Raw genomic sequence first — 19,523 nt, 5'->3', positions numbered from 1 at the left:
GGTTATGTTAGCACCAACATTAGTAGTAGGTCTTGGGGGAACAGGCTCAGACATTGTAAAACGTGTTGCAAAACAGGTAAATGAGGAACAGGCACAGCATATACGTTTTGTGGTATTTGATACAGATGTAAATGAGCTGGCGGATATTCGTGCGGAGAATAATTTAATCCGTACTGTACAGACATCCACAAAGATGACAGTAGGAGAATATCTGGAGCAGGATGTTCATGCAAAAGATAAATGGTTTCCGGTAAGTCCTATTTTAAACAAAAAGACATTGACTGAAGGAGCAGGTCAGGTACGGGCAATCTCCAGACTGGCTCTGGACACCGCAATTCGTGCCGGAAATGTGGAACCGTTACATAAAGCAATTGAGGAATTAAATCAGCTGACAGGTGAACAGGCACAGCAGGCACTCCGCGTGATTGTAGTAAGCTCTCTGGCCGGCGGTACCGGTTCCGGTTTAATCCTTCCGGTGGCAATGTACATTAAAAACTTTTTAACAACCCGGTTTAAACAGAGTGCAAATATTATGCGTGGATTTTTCATTCTGCCGGAAGTATTTTATGAAGTAATTACCGGACAGCCGGAAAGAAATAATTTAAGATGTAATGCATATGCTACACTGCGTGAGCTGGATGCATTTTTAATGAAAGGGGACGGAACTTTACCAGAGAAATACAGAGATCTGAAATTTGAGGTTCCAAGAATCGGATCAGATGAGTATGATTCCTATGAAGTAACCCCATATGATTTCTGTTTCCTGTTTGACGCTCAGAATAAGGACGGCAAAAAGCTTACTTCTTTCGAACAGTATAAAGAACACGCTGCAAACTGCATTTATGCGCAGTCTATCGGTCCAATGAATAAACGAAGCAATTCCTCTGAGGACAATGTAGTAAGACTGCTGTGCAAGACAGGTGGAAGAAGCCGTTACTGCGGTGCCGGAAGTGCTATGCTTGTATATCCATTTAAAGATATTAAAGAATATCTGGCATTGCAGTGGGCAAAGGAAAGCGTTTCTACCCAGTGGCTGGTATTTGATCAGGAATACCACAAAATGCTGGAAGAAAATAAAAAGAAACGAAGCCAGGGTTATCAGGCTACAAATATTACGCCGGATAAATATTATATTACTTCTATTGATTCCGCGGCAGAAAATAAAAATGCTTTTGCAATGGCCATTAAAAATGCATGCTGCAATCTGACAGAGGATGGTCTTGTAAGTGAAGATGACAAATGGGAGAATTACATTGCAGCTTTGCGCCAGCATGTGGAAAATATGCTGACTACTGTTCAGGTAGACGTGGAAGAACAGGAAAGAGAATGTGAGGAAGCCATCGGTGCTATCGGAGTAGACGGAGAGTATGATTTTACCAATGCATACATGAAGCTGGTGCGTTACAAGGGACTTTCTGTGAAACGTACATCTGAGACAGCGAGAACAATTGCATATTCTTTGTTTAAATCAGATAACGGAAATGTTACAAAAGACAGAAATAAGCATCAGCTGGAGACATATCTGCGGGATGCTGAGACAGGAAGTTTTATTCATCCCAATGCTGCCAGATATTTTCTTTATCAGACATTGGATGCATTAAAGAAGCAGAAGCTTTCTAATGAGAATGAGTTAAAAGAAAAAGAAGAATATATTCTTACATTTGAAAAAACCAAATTTGATAATCCGGATACAAAGGATGTTACAGAGACATACAATGATATTTCAGATAAGATCGAGAAAAAACCGATTCTTGGAAAACTTAGAAAGCTGACTTCTAAACAGGAAGAAGTATTAAAGAAATTCAATACATTTTATCAGTTTATCAGCGAATATCGTTTTGCAGCTGTGTATGCAAATGTTTTAGAAGAAGCTATTTTATATGTACAGAATATCTGTGAATCTTTCCAGTTATTCTATACAGTATTTGAAGGCCGTGTAGAACAGATTGACGCAAATATCAGAACTATTGAGAAAAAATATCACAATTTGTCCGGACATGCGGTTCGTTATGTCTGCGCTTCACAGAAATGTTTAAAGAAGCTGTCAGCTAAAGCATCTTATTCCAGTGACGGGCTAGATCTGCCGGGAGAATTGTGTGATAAAATTTACAGCAAGATTCGGGAATATGCTATGATGGGCGATGACAAACCAAAGAATGATTCCTTCTTTATGGATTTGTTTGACACAGCTATTTTAGAGCATTTCAGAAATGCGCTGATGCGTTCTCACGGAAGTGAAATTGATATTGACATTATTACTGCCCTGGAAGTAGAAGCAGGATATGAGAAAGAAATCTTTAATAAAGATGAAGCAGAACGTTATGTGGAAGATGCTATTAATTCCACAAAAATACTGGCGGCTCCGTTTATAGAAGCGCCAATTGGTGAACAGCGACAGCCTATCCGGGCATGTGCGTATAATCCATGCCTGTATATTAAAGGGGATATTGCAAGAGAAGCTCTGGTAAATCGTACACTGGCAAATAACGGCGGTGTAAAAGATAATGATATTGAGAAAAATATGATTCTGTTCTATGAAGCACTTTATGGAATCAGAGCCAATGATTTATCTAAATTTGCACCTCCTGCACAGACAGAAACTGCAAGAAGAGAAGGCGGTGAATATTATACTGCTTATTTCGATCTGATTAATCAGATTAAACCTGGAAAGGGTGCAAGAGAAATTATCACACCGCATCTTGACCGGGAATGGCACCTGCTTTCCCAGATGCCGGATCTGGATGAGGGCAACCAAAAACAGATGGAGAAAAATATTTACAAAGCAATGATTCTCGGTTTGATTTTCGGTAAAATTGTATATCGCCCCATTGTAGAAAATGAGCGCTATTACAGAATTGCAATTGGTGAGGAGACTCAGGATTTTATTGTATCTAATCATACGCCTTGTGACAATTTCTTTGAAATTCTGGATGCTTTAACTATTAATCCTACAGTTGTAAAAATGATTCTTAACAGTGTGGAAGAAGATATTAAATATGAGAAACTGAAAAAGATCAGTTTTGACCGCACATTGTTGAAAACCCGTCTGGAAAAGTTCAAACTTGTAGAATTTTCCGGAAATATTCAGTCTGTATTCGATCTGGCAATGTTATTGAAAGTATCTACTCCGGCTGAAGATTTCTATGAAGAAGAGGGCAAAGAATTTGTCCGGGCTATTTTGGATATTATTTACGAATACATGGCTCAGTTCTGTACGAAACAGAAACTGAATTATGATTTTGCAGCTTTTGTCATTGAACAATATCATGCATTTATAAAGAATTACAGCTGGTATGAAACCGAGTGCATGGATAATATTGATTCCTTTAAGGCAGATGCATTAAATATCACAATCAGCCGTTTAAGAAAACTGGGAATGCTGGAAGAGGCAATGATTATTGCTGATGACTTAGAGCGAGCAAGCGAAGAATTTATCGAGAAAACCCGTCAGACAGGCAAGTATTAAGAAGAAGGTAAAGGTGGTGAAATAATTGCATACGGTAATTATAGCCAATGAAAAAATGACGCAATTGTTTCGTGATTACAAAAATCTGTATATACCGTTCCTGGAAGATGGAGAGATCAGCTTTTGCGACTGGAATGAGGAAGGTCCGGATTTGGACACGGCTCTGCCGGACCTTTCAAAAGCTGTAGATGGGGATCATAACTGGAGAGCTATTATACTCCATGACCCCGGACATTTTGAGGATGCCGATGGAAATGAGATCTTTGACGAATACAATCCGTATGATTATGCGTGCAACTATGGACGTGAAGTTCCTCTGGTGGAAGACAGCCCTATTCCACTGATCAGACTGACCCATCACCTGGCAGGATATCCGGATCTGGGGGTTTACGATATTGTAGAGAAACCAGTAGAAGAGCGTGATCAAAGGGATGTGGTGGAGTATGAAACCATGGATTATTCCAAAGAGCTGCAGAAAAAACATGCAGTTCTGAAAGAAAAATATAATGAATTATTGTGGAAACCAAAAGATCTTTGGATTATATCCATCCGCAGAAGACGCAGGAAGCTGAATAAAAAGGATTTAAAGGAAATCTGGACAAGTAAGTTAGAAACAGAAAGCTCCAGATTCTGGCTTAGAAATAATTATCCGGAAGTCTGCCGTTTTATGTGTTTTGACGTATCAGATATCTACAATGAACTGTATTGTAAAGAATTGTTTCAGTTTTGGATGACGGTGCTGACTCTTGCCAGAAATAAGATTCCGGCCAGCAATATTCAGGCGTACCGTCTGTATCGGATTACCTGTGAGTTTGATAAGGAAAAAATGCGGGAAGAGTTTATGCATCACTATTCCCGTATCTGCCAGGCTAAGGAAACAGTAGAATCTGCGCTGAAAATACTGCCGGAGCAGAACATTGATCCGGATGAAGAAATCCTGCAGCTGCAGCCGGTTCCGGTTATTTTTGAAAATCACGATGAAAAAAGTGCTTATATAGAAACAAGAGAGATAGGATTCGCTAAAGACTGTCCTCAACGTGAAGATGAGCTCTGGAAAAATGAATATAAGGATATAAAAAAGTATCTTGCAAATTATGTAAAAGAACCCCGGCGGGCCATTGACCGTGCCGCTGAATACACAAGAAAAGCAGAAGACAGCTTCTATGATCTGGAATATGAGCTAGATCAGATACAGCTTGAGGAGCTCCAGGAATCCGTTTATCAGTTAGAAGAGGATATTATGTCTGCGGAAACCATGCGTATTGTGGACCTGAATGCTTATGAAGAAGAGATGCAGAGTGTAAATAAAAATGTGGAAGAGGTAATCGAAGGCCGCATGACAAGAAAAGTTACAGTTATTGCCGGCTTATCCGCAGCAATACTGTTTTTCTGCGGATTTCTTCCATATTTAATCCATGCTGCTTCAGATGGGATACCTACATTTTTAAAGAGCCTTCAGCTGGCGGTTATTTCTGCAGCATGTCTGGCGGCAGTTGGATTTCTTGTGCTGTTTGTGTTTCGAAGCAGAGTGAAAAAGGCCATACACAGTTTTAATCTTCTGACTTCGAGGATTGTTGCGGGGATTAACCGGGCTGCCAGTACCTTTGAAGAATATCTATCTTTGATCTGTACTTATATGAAAGCTCAGTCTGTGATCCAGGGAACAAAGGATAATTCGGATTCGGTAAAATCCCACCGGGCGCTGCTGCGTATGCATAAATACGCTATGAATGAGACTTTAGAGCAGATGGCTATGTGGTGTGCAGCTTATGATCTGAAGATAAAAAGAGAGCCTATTTCCGCCTCAGAGGAGTATTATGATTTTGATATGATGCCCACAGAGTGTCCGATCTATTATATGAAGACAAATCCTGTGGAACAGAATATATCCATTAATGGAAGCGGCGATATTTTAACGGCTCCCTATGAGTTTGTTACAAAACTTCATATCGTACGTGAGGAAATTTATGAAAGAGGAGGGGAGGAAGCATGATGATTTTGAGAATTCTTCTAAACCTTCTGGCAATTATTCCTTTTGTATTATTGTGTCTGCTTTTGGTCAGGGTAAATCTAAAGCGGCCTTACAGAGGAAGGCAGTTTTTAATGCCTGTTATTGCAGCTGTGTACTGTATCGTTATGGCAGCAGCATTCGGGTGGATTCAGACGGGATTTGAACATTTCCTGGATTTTCTGATTACGGTGATTCCTTTTGAACCGGTAAAGGATTTGCTGAGCCGTGTTCATTTGGGAAGCGGTATGTTTTACTTTACCAATTATCTGCTGTTGATTATCTATCTGATTTTGAAGAAAATCCTTTTGGCCATTCTTAACAGCGTATGGGGAAACCGGACCGCTCTGATGGAAAATACCAGTGGTACGTTTTATCAGTATGAGGAAGAAATAGGTATCTGGGCTATCCGAAATAAATGGAGGGATTTAAGAAGCTACTTTACTTTTTTCTTTTATATGGCCCTTGCAATCTCCTGTATTCTTGTAATTATTATGCAGTCACGTGCCAGTGGACTGGCATTTCGTAATGCATTTTATCCGGTTTTTGGTATTCTGATTATCGGGGAGATTGCTTTTTATCTGAATGGTGTAACCAAGACAGAATTTATCGAAGATATTCTGGGAGAGGATGAGAAGTCTTATCGGATTTACAATTACAGCGGTTTGCGTACTGTATTAAAAAATCTGTTTGGAGACAGAATCATTTATGACCGCTATGTGGACCACTCAGAAAATGAAGTGTCTACCTTTGGAAATCTGGAAGAAATGATGGAGTCCACAGACAGAAATCTTAAGAATGCCGGAAATTATTTTCAGAAGTTAAAGCTCCAGGGAAAAAATATTGATATGCATTATGTGAAAAGCTGTCTGGATCTTGGCGCAGGAAAAAGTGTATTAATTTATAATCCATTTTACAGGGATTTGACGGATTACCTGATCTTTGTTTTTACCAGGTATCTTCTGGCTCATAGAAAAATTTTGATTGTGGCAGGCAGAGATGCCCTGGAAGGGGATTTAAAACAGTGGCTGGATGAGAGCTTTTTTACATATTTTAATATTTCGAATTTCTGGAAAACAGAAGTATTAAATGAAGATTCTGAAAACTGGGATGTAGGTATTATGCAGTTTTCAGAAATTCATAATCTGGCCTTGCAAAAGCAGCAGGAAAAAGAGCTGGCCCAGGTCAGTATGGTGTTTCTTATTGAACCGTCACGGGTTATGGCGTCAGGCCAGCTGGGACTGCATCTGCTGCTGAACCGTTGTGGCAGGAAAGTACCGGCAGTTTATTGTGCCTGTGACAGAAACAGTGATGGTATTGTAGATGCACTGTCTCATCTGCTGAAAGTAAGTATCACGGAAGTTTCTGCTTCGGAAGCAGCTTTGGGAAGAACATCAGAGATCTATTGGCAGGCTGACGGTCCTTATATGCATCACAAAATTATGCCCAATATCTCCAGATATCTGGGAGTTGGCTCGGAGATTGGCGCGGCAGCGATACGCAGTCAGGTTTCAAAAGTAACCTGGTTAAGCAGTGAAAAATTTCCGGTTAGTGATATGAAATGGTTCCTGGGTCAGTATTATCAGAATTTCTGTAAGTATACGCAGCTGCCCATGAGCCAGGAAAGTATTTATGAACATTTTGAATTTCAGCCGAATCTGTGGCAGTGTGACAGAAGTAAAACAAAATTTCTGATTGTAGAAGATGAATTTCGAAATCTGTTTGAGGCCATGCGTCTGTTTGGAACCAGGGCAGCAGAAGAAGGCGTGATAAATATTATATCTGAAGAGTATCTTTTAAGGGATTACATGCTGGATCATGTATCAACTTTTCAGAGTGATGCGAAAGCAATTCCTTCCATTGTTCCTGATTATGCAAGAACAGAGCGAAACGTGCTGCTTCGTCTGCTGATGCTGATGTCAGAAGAGGCTGTAAAAGAGCGGGATATTGTAACAGAACTGCGTCTGGCTGGCATTGAGTCATCTGATGTGTACAGTACCCTGCAGGATTTGTTCCATAAACACTGTTCAGAAGAGGTTCTGGCTTTGAAGGTACTGTATAAAGAAGAGCTGTCGGATGATCACTTAAGGACAGTCAATATGAAATATTATACTCTGGGAAGAAGCGAGGCTATGCAGACATATATGCAGGGATTGAAAAATGCTTATTATGTTGCTGAGGATGAAGAGGGACATAAGCATTATATCGCTTCTAAATTATACGGGCATGTATTTCAGGTTCTTCTTCCGGGACAGTTTTTCTCATATGCAGGCAAGTATTATGAGGTTATGAATATTACGGGACAAAACGGCGTTGTGGTGCGAAGAGCTGCTGATCATATAGTGAATCGTATTTACTACCGTCAGAAACGGAGTGTACGGCTTTCCAATTATATACCGGATGAAAAAATGGGAACAGAAAAATCCATTAATAGTATCCGTATTATACAGGGGTACAGCGATATTGAGATTCGGACACATGGATATTATCAGATGAATGCCTGTGATAATCTGGAACATGCAGAGTTTGTAAGCATCAATGGGATACCGGTGCGCAGATATCATAATAAGAGTATTTTAAAAATTCAGCTTCCGGGCTCTTCCGGAAAAATAAGAAATACCATTTGTACTGTATTATCAGAAATGTTTCGTTCAATTTATCCGGATACCTATCCGTATATTCATGTGATGTCTACCTACTGGGAAGAAGAGGATGAAAAGCTTTCAGGATTATTAAGCCATCTGGAATCGGATGTAGAAGATGATTTTATTTACTTTATAGAAGACAGTGAAATAGATCTTGGATTGCTGGTATCTATAGAACGAAATATCAAACGTTATCTGGAATTTGTCATGGAATATCTAACCTGGCATAGGGGAAAAATGAATGAAGTACCTGAACAGGAAGTTTCTCAGAAAATACAGCCTGAGATTGTATTTGAAGATCAGAGAAAATATACGTTCTGGGAGAAAGTGAAGCTGTTCTTTAAACGTTTCCGTAAAAAATCAATTGTTCCTGAAGCGTTGGAACCTTCAAAGAAGGATAGAAAGAAAGATGAAGAGGCGGAAACAGAAAAGGAAGAACCGGAGATAACAGAAGAAGCTGAACAGGAGACTGAGGCTGGAACGGAAGAATCAAATCCGGAAAATGAGACCGAAGCAGAGGAATTAAAACCGGAAGATGAGACTGATGCAGAGGAGTCAAACTCAGAGGGTGAGACCGGAGCAGAGGAATCGAACCAGGAGGATAGTCCGGAAGAAACAGATTCAGAAAGAGATCATGAAAAAATGAGACAAGAGCCAGAAGAAGAATCTGTTGTAGAAGAGCAGGAGCTGATACAGGATCAGGAAGTTACTCAGATAACAGATCCACAGGCAGAAAAGGAAGGTGAAGATGATGGAAGAGAATAAAACACCATATCAGAAACACAATTTTCTGTTTTTTGGAGGCGTACAGGAACCATCTTCTATTGATGTAGGCGGCACAATTGCTTATCTGGATGGTTTTGGTCTTGGCTCTAATCCACTGGAACAGGCCAGAAAAAGCGAGGAAAATGCTCTGCATATAGAAGATAATTATCTTCCAGATAGAGAAGGGGTTCATTACTGTGATTTCTGTGCGGCTGTTATTACCGGTGTGGAATATGAGGTGCTGGACAGTGGACTGGAAAGATGTCTGCAATGCGCTTCTTCTGCGCTTCGGACTCAGGAACAGTTTGTTGCCCTGTACAAAAAAGTGCATCAGAATATGGAAGCGTTTTTTGGTATCAATCTGAATATACCTGTGACTGTTCGAATGGTAAATGCAAGTAAAATAGCTAAAATGACAGGAATGAGGCTGGTGCCGTCTCCGGGATTTGATCCAAGAGTGCTTGGATTTGCAAGAAGAGATAAAAACGGTTTTTCATTGTATATTGAAAATGGTTCCCCTAAAATTGCCGCAGTGGCCACAATGGCCCATGAGCTGACTCATATCTGGCAGTATGTAAACTGGAATGATAAGCTGCTTGTCAGACAGTATGGAGCCAGAAATCAGCTGGAAATATATGAAGGAATGGCGAAATGGGTGGAAATTCAGTATTTGCTTTATATTAATGAGATCGCATACGCAAAACGTCAGGAGATTATCACTCTGCATCGGGATGATGAGTATGGCAGAGGTTTTATTAAATACCGGATGCGCTATCCTTTAACTTACGGTACAGAAATCGGTGCAGAAACACCGTTTTGTAATAGTAAGGCGCCGTTATAGTTATAGCGGAAAAGTATAACAGAACATAAAATAATCCAAATTAAAAAGAGTTATTGTGTAATAGATTGTGGCTGGTCTATGATGCAATAACTCTTTTTTGGGTATTGCGTTTAGCTTAGTTTTATATTCAATAAAGGTTCCCATTTCTTAATATATATTTAGGAATATAGAATATGCATTGATAAATATTTTTTGTTCCCCTAAAATATTAACAAAGGAATCCTGATAATTAGTTTATCATTTTCAAAGGCAGGTCCTGTAAAATGCGGCTGTAACGTTTTAAATCAACAACATTTTAATTTATAGGGAGGTCTATATGAAGAGACTGATGCAAGGTGCAGTGGTATTTATAATTTTAGTGGTGCTGGCGTTATTAATCATATGTTCTAAAACAAATCATATGGAACCATATGAAGGGCTGGGCAGATCATACAGCAGTCAGTGGTATACCTGGAATGGTAATCAGCTTTATTTTTCTGATGTGGTGGATGGAAAAGAATATAAAGAGTATCGGGGATTGTACTGCATGGATATGAGTCGTGTTAAGACAGATCAAAGTATAACTCTTCTTTCCCCCAATTATGCAGGATGGGTTAATTTGTATCAGGATGATATCTACTTTATTAATACGGACCACAAAATCAGCCGGATTTTAAAGAACAGCGGACAGGAGGAAGTATTTTCTGATATGGAAAATTCTTCTGTGGACAGACTTCTGATCATTGGTGACTGGATGTACTGGACGGAATATGAGAAAGATTTTATTGTAAAGGCTTACTGTCTTGATGGAACAAAGGAGCAAAAAGTTCTGAAAACGGATATGGATAAAGGATATGAAGAACTTTTTGCATATAATGGCAGTGTTGGATTTCTGGTAGAAGAAGGCAAGGTATTTAGAACCTGGAATCCCGAAAACGGGAATGTAACAGAATATAAATGGCAGGATTCGGATGCACAGGAAGAAGATACGTTATATGGTTTTATAGAGAACAAATTCCCTGTATACTACAGTGATGGAGATATTTATATCAGTGAGGATTTTGAACGTTCAGGGGAACGTAAGGTATGCAGTCTTTCTGAAATCACAGGAACATACCGGGAACAATATCAGGTGCTGATTCATAAAGATGAGATCCTGATTACAGTGATAAATCATGAACAGGATATTGCGGTATTTGAAAATTATATTTATTCTCTGAAGCGTAATACCCTGGACCGCACTGCTGATTCGTACAATCCGCCTCAGGAATGGACTGATACATATATCACAGGAGGTCATCAGGAAATATATGGTGATGCAGAACTGGTTGACAGAAAGAGCGGGGAGCATATATTTGCAGGTCCAAGAATAGAAGAAGGATATGAACATATTCTGGAGCCTTCCGGAGTTTAAGAAAATAAGTCAGGGAGAAGAATTGTACATTAGTAAAGATCCTCACCGGTTGGACATTAAGTCTGATCAGTGAGGATCTTTTACGTTGGCTGCTGATATACGCTCTGCCAGGAGGTGCAGCGATTCGGAATGGAATGTTGTCAGCAAAGCTGACCCTAATCGCGCACCAAGTCTCGCAAGAGCGAGACTTGAACAGATTTTATTTGAAAATTATTTTTTTATATTTTTTCTTTCCCCTGCGGAGTACGAAATCTTCTTTATTGATATCTTCCGGTGTGTAAGCGGCAGCGATGTCTGTTACTTTTTCACCGTTTACGGAAACGCCGCCCTGCTGTACTGCCCGTCGTGCTTCAGAACGGCTGGTGCAAAGCTCTGAAGCCACTAAGATACCCATAATATCAATTTTTCCGTCTCTTAAATCTGATTCTGTAATTTCGGCAGTTGGCATATTTTCTGCATTTCCGCCGGTAAATAAGGCCCGGGAGTTTTCCTGTGCTTTGGCAGCTTCTTCTTCGCCGTGAACCAGTTTTGTCAGCTCAAATGCCAGAATTTCTTTTGCTGTGTTTAACTGACTGCCTTCCCAGTGATCCATTTCATCAATCTGCTCCAGAGGAAGGAATGTCAGCATACGCAGACATTTTAATACATCGGCGTCTGCAACATTTCTCCAGTACTGATAAAAGTCAAAGGGTGAAGTTTTTTCCGGATCAAGCCACACAGCGCCGGACTGGGTTTTTCCCATTTTCTTTCCTTCGGAATTTAAAAGCAGTGTAATTGTCATGGCGTATGCGTCTTTACCCAGTTTTCGCCGGATCAGTTCCGTACCGCCCAGCATGTTTGACCACTGGTCGTCGCCGCCAAACTGCATATTGCAGCCGTATCTCTGATATAATGCATAAAAGTCATAGCTCTGCATAATCATGTAGTTAAACTCTAGGAAGCTTAATCCTTTTTCCATACGCTGTTTGTAGCATTCTGCGGTCAGCATACGATTTACAGAAAAATGAGGTCCCACTTCGCGGAGTACTTCAATATAATTTAAGTCCATGAGCCAGTCAGCATTGTTTACCATCATAGCTTTATCATTTGAAAAATCAATAAAGCGTTCCATCTGTTTTTTAAAGCAGTCGCAGTTGTGCTGAATGGTTTCTACTGTCATCATCTGACGCATATCGCTTCGTCCGGATGGATCGCCGATCATACCGGTGCCGCCCCCGATTAGTGCAATTGGCTTATTGCCAGCCATCTGAAGACGTTTCATCAGACACAGCGCCATAAAATGTCCTACATGGAGACTGTCTGCAGTAGGGTCAAAACCGATATAAAAAACAGCTTTTCCGGTATTTATTAATTCTTTAATTTCTTCTTCGTCTGTTACCTGGGCAATAAGTCCCCGGGCAACTAATTCTTCATAAACTGTCATGTTATTTTTCTCCTCCTATTTTTGGTAAAAGAATAAAGAATATGTTTTAGTATATCCGGCAGTAGAGCGGCTGCCTGCGGCACCTTTCATCTTCATGGAAGTGAACATCTCCTATGGAGCCTTTTTGTACAATAAGAAATAAGGTTTCTATTGTATAAAAAAGAACCCTTGTCCCAAAAAGGACGAGAGTTCATAATCCCGTGTTACCACCTTAATTCGCCGGCAACTCACATTGACGGCCTTGTCAGGTATCCTGCAATACCTATGCATGTTAACGGATGCAGCTCCGTCGCAGCCTACTAAAAAATTGTTCGGTGCGAAGCTCCTGAAGGTATTCTGTATCAGTTTCCCATGCGCCTCTCATCAGCCGGCAGCTTTCTGTTTGTTTCACGGATACATACTTGTTTCAATCAATGCCTTGTACTTTATTCTCTTCAGATAGGCGTATTATAGTTGATAAAATTTGGTTTGTCAAATAATTCTGAACTATTACAGAAATTTGTTGGGAATGCCTAACGGTGTCAGGGTGTAGAAAATTTTTTACAGCCTGATATATATTTTGGAAAAGTTCTTGACTTTTTTTCTTGATAACCGTATAGTAAAAAAACTTTGAAGATACAGGAGGATAAAAATGTCGTATTTGGAATTACTTTTCATTGGGATTGGACTTGCAATGGATGCATTTGCCGTATCTATCTGCAAGGGTCTTGGAATGAAAAGGGTAAATAAACTGCATTGCTTTATTATTGCACTATTTTTTGGTGGATTTCAGGCTGTTATGCCATTTGCCGGCTGGCTGCTGGGAAAACAATTTCAGTCCTATATTGAATCTGTAGATCACTGGATTGCATTTGCTCTGCTTGTCTGTCTTGGGGCAAAGGCGGTTCTTGAGGCGGTGAGAGATCATGATGATGGCTGTGCAGAGAAACAGGAGAGTGTATTAAATGTGAAAGAGCTGTTTTTGCTTGCCATTGCAACCAGTATTGATGCTCTTGCAGTCGGAGTAACCTTTGCGTTTTTACAGGTGTCTATTTTACCGGCGGCAAGTATCATTGGTCTGGTGACTTTTGTAATATGTATATTTGGTGTGTTTATTGGAAACCTATTTGGAAGCAGATTCCAGAAGAAAGCAGAAATTGCCGGGGGCGCAATCCTTATTATCATAGGCTTGAAGATTCTTCTGGAACACTTACATATTTTCCAATGAATATTATTCAATAGTAAGGGTGTTATAATATCTGTTTTTTCCAATGGAAGATTTTTTATATTCGATAGCCTGTACAGGACAGCAGCAGATACATGCCATGCAGTGGGTGCAGCGGTTTCCCCAGGAGGGTTGTCCCTTGGCGCAGGAAACGTTATTTAACGGACAGACAGATTCACATTTTTTACACTGAATACATTGATCTGTTGCATAAAATCCTTTAGCTTTTACCATAAATGTATAAAACATATCATTTACGATACCGCTTTCTAGTCTGCCTGCAAAAGAAGGCTGTTTTGTGGGGAATGTGCTTTCACTTTTGATGGCATCTGCAGCTTTTTCAATAGGAAATTTAGCATTTTGAATAATTTTTGCAGATTCAGAGGCTGTTGGGGTTTTAAACATCACCAGATAATTTTCCGGCATTTGTATTGCCATGCAGCCCATATAATGAAGATGCTTTTCCCTGCAGAGTCTTAGCAGGTACTTTTCTGCATTTCCAATACTTTCCCCACAGGTAATTATAAAATAAATTTTTCTGGTGCCAGTAAATGTGCTGGTTTTAATAAAATCCGTAATAATCTTTGGTATCCGCCATGCATAAACTGGTGTAACAAAAACAAAAGGACGCTGAGATGTAAAAGTTTCTTTTGTCTTATTCTGTTTGAGATAATCATTAATACATACAATTTCATCGTCCATCAGTTTGGCCAGGTATTGTGCGGTATACCGGCTGTTGCCGGTTCCTGTAAAATATAAAATCATAACGTAAACCTCCTTATGTATGGATAGTTCAAAATCTATCTGCCGGATATTTAATGTGCCGGGAGAAGTTAATGATTTTGTTCTTATCCTGTCAGACCAAATCAGGAAATTGCAGAATAGTTTTCCAATTTGACCTGACAGGATACATTATAGCATAAAATATAAAGATGTTTGTCATAGTTTGTCGTAAATAAAAAGGACAGAGATGAATGGTATGAAAAATGGATGTAATAAATACAGAATAATCGGAAATACGACGTGTCAGGCCCCTGAGATGTTGTAATCAGGGGCCTGAGGGATGAGGGCAATATACAGCAGCAAAATAAAGGATACTACTTGCTGTTGATATGAGATATTATAGGTTTGTTATCAGAAACATGGGACCAGGTACCGTCAGAATTTTTACAGGTGCGTAGATCAAACGTGATATTCTGGTAAGGATTTGGATGATCTTTCCAGAGATCATATATAGCTGGTAAAAAATCACGGAAACGGCCGGCCTCATATTCGTTATGCTCCAGAGTTTTCTTGGGATCAGCTTTCGAACGGTAATTTTGTATCCATGCCAGCTCAGATTTTTTTGCCAGTTTAATAGTAATCCATTTGGTACCGCCTTCCATCTGTTCATACATATGTATCAGACGCATTCCATATCCGGTATCGCCAAATGTACCATCAGCAATCCAGCAATGCTGCGCACATTCGGTAAAAGGGTAGTTTTCCATTCCAATTCGTTTCATATGGACCGGAAGGAAATGGTTGGTTTCAAAAATATATTCGGTGGAGCCTTCGTACCCTACTTCATTTGGTGCAGCTTCCCATTGAAAACCAAGATGTTCTCCCGGAGCCCAGAGATAATACGCTTTTTCCATATTCGCGAAGAACCAGTCGATCATCTGTGGAGTAACATCTTCTAAAAATTTTACTTCGTCATTTCCAATCATAATATAGTCGCTGTCCTGCCATTTCTTATGAAATTGATATCCGCCTTCTTTTGATGGAAGATCAGGGGCTTTTGTGTAAGGAACTGTTTGTGTAAACACAGATTCCAGCTCCGGTGTAAACGTCTGACCGGAATTTGCGGTATAAGTCTGTTTCATTTTTTATATCCTTTCATTTTTCAGTATTTTAAGAAATAAATTGGGAAGTAATCATTCATATTTTCCTTCTGTCATTTCATAGAGTTCCGGAAGAATTCTGGCCAGGTTTGCGTATTCTCTGGAAGAGTGTTCTGTAAGTTTGACAATATTTCCGACAGCCATTTTTTCCCCATCCGGAATCATTTTAACTTTTTTTCCGTTAACTAGTGTGCAGCCCCGCCAGGTTCTGCTTCTGAGTTCTACTCCATTTTCTGTCTCACGAAAATAATGCAGCAAAATACGGTGGCGCTCAGGAATTAAAGTACTGTCATTGGGATCTGAGACAGCTCCCATAACTGTAATACCAGGTGTTTTCCTGTATAGTTCCCGGTCGAATCCAAGGGTTTCCATATCTACAAAGGGAATTGTATGAGGGCTTGGGATCTGGCCAAGTCCCATAATATCTTCACAGACAGAATGGGTAATGTTCATGTGTTTTTCTTCAGGGGGAATCTTGGGATCCAGTATTTTTCTGCGCCCTTCTTCTGTTACGTAAATAGAAAAGTGAGCGCCTGGATACCAGATCATATAACGAAGATCTTCCAGTGCGTGCCAGGCAAACCACCAGTTAATCATATCCAATGTAACTCCGGGCATTTTGTATAAGGAGGTAATATAGGCTGTACCATCCGGCATCTGACAGTATCCGGTTTCTGTTTTATGATATCCGGGCTCTAACAGAGCATTAACATTTTCCGGATCAAGTGCATCTTTCCAGTCCATAGGCCCTCTTTTATAAATATCAATGATGGCTGGATCTGGTTCGGGTAAGTCCTGAAAGTAAAATTTTGCATATGGTTTCTTTTTTTCTGCAGAGGTCAGTTCCCGTTTTAAATTCATATAAAAATACCTTCTTTCCATTTTTTGATAATCATATATAAAGCAAAAATCATGCCATAATTTTATAGCTGAAAAGAATTTGGTTGGGTTAAAATAATTTGCAGATAGTGATAAAAAATTAAACATATGTATAGAAAATTAACATTACATGTGTAATAATTAAACAAGAAGAATTGTAGAAAAAGATGAAAAGGGGATTAAAATGAAATTAAATTTAACCCGGAAAGAAATTCATACAAGGGGTGGAATGCTGGATCATATGATGGATGCACTTCCCAATCCTTCTATTTTGGTAGATGAGAATGGGCTGGTGCTGTATGCCAGCAGCCAGACCAGACATTTGTGGGAGCCAAATACAGAAAAAAGGCTGAACCATCCTATTCAGTCGGAGGATTCTAGAGCTGCAGTTGAGGAGACTCTGCGAACTGGCAGAGCATCTATGGATAAGCTGGTCCATATTAAAGGGCATAGAACACTGAGTAATATGATTCCCGTATTTGAGGACGAGGAAGTGATCGGGGTATTGTGTACGATTACTATACAGGATATTGTTATGCTGAAAGATATGGTGGCAAAGCTTGGGAGAACTACAAAGGATAAAGAAATGTATCATACGTTGTCCCGTGTACTCAGCAGGTATCGTTTTGAGGATTTTTTGGGAACAGGGGATGCCGCGAAGAAGGTAATCCAGCAGTGCCGGCTTGCGGCAAAGTCGGATTATTCCATATTGATTATCGGGGAAACCGGATGTGGGAAGGAAATTCTGGCAGGAGCGATTCATTCGGAACGGACGAAATACCGATCAAAGCCCTTTGTAAAAATCAATTGTACAGCGATACCGGATAATCTGATAGAGGCAGAATTATTTGGATATGAAAAAGGTGCATTTACAGGAGCAGTAAGCGCAAAAGCAGGTAAGTTTGAGCAGGCTGCTGACGGTACGATTCTGCTGGATGAGATTGGAGACATGGATATTGCGCTGCAAAGCAAACTCCTTCGTGTGTTGGAGGAAAGAGAGTTTGAACGTGTAGGCGGTGACAAGGTATATCCTTTACAGGCTGATATTATTGCAACCACCAATAAAAATCTGGCGGCTATGTGTGCTGAAAATAAATTTAGAATGGATTTATATTACCGGCTGGCCATGCTGGAGATTCATATTCCTCCCTTGAGAGAACGAAAGGAAGATATTCCCCTTTTAACAGAGCATTTTATGAAAGAATGTGGTTCACGGTTTTCGCTGGAAGAGACTGCTAAAGATAATCTGCTTTTGTATTCCTGGCCGGGAAATGTAAGGCAGTTAAAACATCTAATTACAAGGCTGACTGTTCTCTATCCAAACGAAACTGTAACCGGTGCTGTACTGGAAGATTATTTTAAAATCGGATCAGGAGCGGCAGTCGATATAAAAAATGAAAGAGAAGCTTTTCAAAATTTCGACAGTCAGGAACAGTTAAAGCCAGAAGATTATTCATTAAAATCAGTAGAAAAAGCACATATTCAGAAGCGATTAAGGGCTAATGAGGGAAATGTGTTGAAAACGGCAAAAGAACTTGGAATTACCAGGAATACCCTTTACAGTAAAATGAGAAATTATGGTATAACAAATTAATGGTTTGAAGTTTTGATATTTCATGAAAAGGAAAGAGTATGTCAAAAAGAGAAGAAATTCTCCGGCGGGTATACTCTTTTTTTATAAAAAAAAATAAATGAAATATTGGCATGTGATTTGCAAGAATATAAAGTATCATTTGACTACAGGAGGAGAAAGATGTCAACTTATGAAAAACGATTAAAGAGAATACAGGATGCTATTGATTTGAAAGAATCTGACAGGGTACCCTGGGCGCCTTTTTGTCAGGGCTATCTGGCATATCATGCAGGATACTCTATGAAAGATATTGTATATGATATGGACAAAGCAAGACATGCCTTTGCAAAGTTTGTCACAGACTATAATCCGGATATGCTGCTTCAGATAGCCAATAATAATGTGGGAATGGGACCTGTATGGGAGCAGCTTGGTATGAAAAATCTGGCCTGGGCCGGTGGACCGGATCACCGGGTGGATGATGACAGTATCCACCAGTTCCTAGAATATCCCTTGCTGAATGAAGAGGAAATGGAGGAGTTTTGTACAGATTTCTCCGGCTGGTTGATAACTAAAGGTTTTTCCAGAGTGGCAGCTTTGTTTGAGGGAATGGAACAATGGAAATTTAACAGGATTAATCCAACATTTAATGGTCTGACAAATGTAATTTCCACATTAAGTACACCGGAATCAAAAAAGATGATTCGAAAGTTCTGGGAAATTGAAGAGTTAATACAGAAACGTAAGGGGAAACTGAAAGAGATTGAGAACATGGTTGAGAACATGGGATATCCGGTTCTGGATAAAGGCGGTGCAGCGGTACCTTTTGACAGATACAGCGATATATATCGGGGAACGCTGGATTCACTGACGGATTTATATGACAATGAGGACATCATTTTATCTTACTGCAGACAAAATTTAAAAATTATGAAAGAAATGATTCGTGAACAGGGAAAGTTTTTAAAAGGTCAATGGGTATTTATTGCGCTGCATAAAGGTATGGATGGCTTTATGTCAGATGAGCAGTATGCAAAATATTACTGGAAAGATTTGCTGGAAGTAATAGAAGAAATTGTTGCCTGTGATATGGTTCCTTATATCTTTACAGAAGGAAAGTATGACAGCCGTCTGGAATATTTAAAAGAGGTTCCAAAGGGAAAGACGGTGATACATATTGAAGATTGTAATATGAAAGAAGTAAAGAGAATTCTTGGAAATACAGCCTGTATTGAAGGAGGCTTTCCTTCCTATTTGTTAGAACATGGGACAAAAGAAGAGGTAATTAATACATGTAAGTATTTAATTGATAACTGTGCCAGTGGCGGCGGGTATATTTTCTCCACAGATGGAGGGATGGACAGGGCAAAACCCGAACTTTTAGAGGCGGCGATGGATACAGTTTTAACTTATGGAAGTAAGTAATAAAATTTCAAGCGGATA

General features: G+C 39.7%; 12 protein-coding genes and 1 other annotated feature. Of the genes, 8 read left to right on the top strand and 4 right to left on the bottom strand.

Annotated elements, in window-relative coordinates:
• The first annotated feature begins 4 nt into the window (after positions 1–4).
• The 5 genes from OCV88_RS15845 (at position 5) to OCV88_RS15825 (ending at position 11,118) form a co-directional block, all read left to right on the top strand.
• Positions 5–3,466: a tubulin-like doman-containing protein gene (locus OCV88_RS15845; protein WP_158426417.1), complete on the top strand. Its 3,462-nt coding sequence runs from the start codon at positions 5–7 to the stop codon at positions 3,464–3,466.
• Positions 3,467–3,491: 25 nt separating this feature from the next.
• A complete protein-coding gene (locus OCV88_RS15840) occupies positions 3,492–5,459 on the top strand; it encodes a hypothetical protein (protein WP_158426416.1) in 1,968 nt (655 codons plus the stop codon).
• Entirely contained in the window at positions 5,456–8,884 is a 3,429-nt protein-coding gene (locus tag OCV88_RS15835; protein WP_158426415.1) for a hypothetical protein, read from the top strand. Before OCV88_RS15840 ends, OCV88_RS15835 begins: the two co-directional genes overlap by 4 nt.
• Positions 8,868–9,725, top strand: coding sequence for a hypothetical protein (locus OCV88_RS15830; RefSeq protein WP_158426414.1), 858 nt, complete (start codon positions 8,868–8,870; stop codon positions 9,723–9,725). Before OCV88_RS15835 ends, OCV88_RS15830 begins: the two co-directional genes overlap by 17 nt.
• Positions 9,726–10,041: 316 nt before the next feature.
• The gene (locus tag OCV88_RS15825) at positions 10,042–11,118 is read left to right on the top strand and encodes a hypothetical protein (protein ID WP_158426413.1); all 1,077 of its coding nucleotides are present in this window, start codon (positions 10,042–10,044) and stop codon (positions 11,116–11,118) included.
• 199 nt (positions 11,119–11,317) lie between these two features.
• On the opposite strand, the gene tyrS is transcribed toward OCV88_RS15825, so the two are convergent.
• Complete coding sequence (gene tyrS / locus OCV88_RS15820; RefSeq protein WP_158426412.1) at positions 11,318–12,541, bottom strand: tyrosine--tRNA ligase; 1,224 nt, start codon at positions 12,539–12,541, stop codon at positions 11,318–11,320.
• Positions 12,542–12,716: 175 nt separating this feature from the next.
• Positions 12,717–12,964, bottom strand: a binding site (T-box leader).
• A gap of 208 nt (positions 12,965–13,172) precedes the next feature.
• Between tyrS and OCV88_RS15815 the strand changes: the two genes are divergently transcribed.
• Positions 13,173–13,748, top strand: coding sequence for a manganese efflux pump MntP (locus tag OCV88_RS15815; protein ID WP_158426411.1), 576 nt, complete (start codon positions 13,173–13,175; stop codon positions 13,746–13,748).
• Positions 13,749–13,751: 3 nt separating this feature from the next.
• Here the strand turns inward: OCV88_RS15815 and OCV88_RS15810 are convergent, their stop codons facing one another.
• From OCV88_RS15810 to OCV88_RS15800, 3 genes are all read right to left on the bottom strand, one after another.
• Complete coding sequence (locus tag OCV88_RS15810) at positions 13,752–14,510, bottom strand: EFR1 family ferrodoxin (protein WP_158426410.1); 759 nt, start codon at positions 14,508–14,510, stop codon at positions 13,752–13,754.
• 332 nt (positions 14,511–14,842) lie between these two features.
• Positions 14,843–15,610, bottom strand: coding sequence for a hypothetical protein (locus OCV88_RS15805; RefSeq protein WP_158426409.1), 768 nt, complete (start codon positions 15,608–15,610; stop codon positions 14,843–14,845).
• Between the two features lie 51 nt (positions 15,611–15,661).
• Positions 15,662–16,489, bottom strand: a complete 828-nt coding sequence (locus OCV88_RS15800) for a DAPG hydrolase family protein (RefSeq protein WP_158426408.1) — start codon at positions 16,487–16,489, stop codon at positions 15,662–15,664.
• A gap of 202 nt (positions 16,490–16,691) precedes the next feature.
• On the opposite strand from OCV88_RS15800, the gene OCV88_RS15795 reads away from it, so the two are divergent.
• Together OCV88_RS15795 and OCV88_RS15790 are read left to right on the top strand one after the other, a co-directional pair.
• Entirely contained in the window at positions 16,692–18,101 is a 1,410-nt protein-coding gene (locus OCV88_RS15795; RefSeq protein ID WP_158426407.1) for a sigma-54 interaction domain-containing protein, read from the top strand.
• 159 nt (positions 18,102–18,260) lie between these two features.
• A complete protein-coding gene (locus OCV88_RS15790; RefSeq protein ID WP_158426406.1) occupies positions 18,261–19,505 on the top strand; it encodes a uroporphyrinogen decarboxylase family protein in 1,245 nt (414 codons plus the stop codon).
• The last annotated feature ends 18 nt before the right edge of the window (positions 19,506–19,523 follow it).

The sequence above is a fragment of the Brotonthovivens ammoniilytica genome (genome assembly GCF_025566885.1).
In the GTDB taxonomy this organism is placed as follows: domain Bacteria; phylum Bacillota; class Clostridia; order Lachnospirales; family Lachnospiraceae; genus Brotonthovivens; species Brotonthovivens ammoniilytica.
The sequence above is the reverse complement of the archived record's forward strand: the minus strand, read 5'-3'. Positions and strand labels throughout refer to the sequence as shown.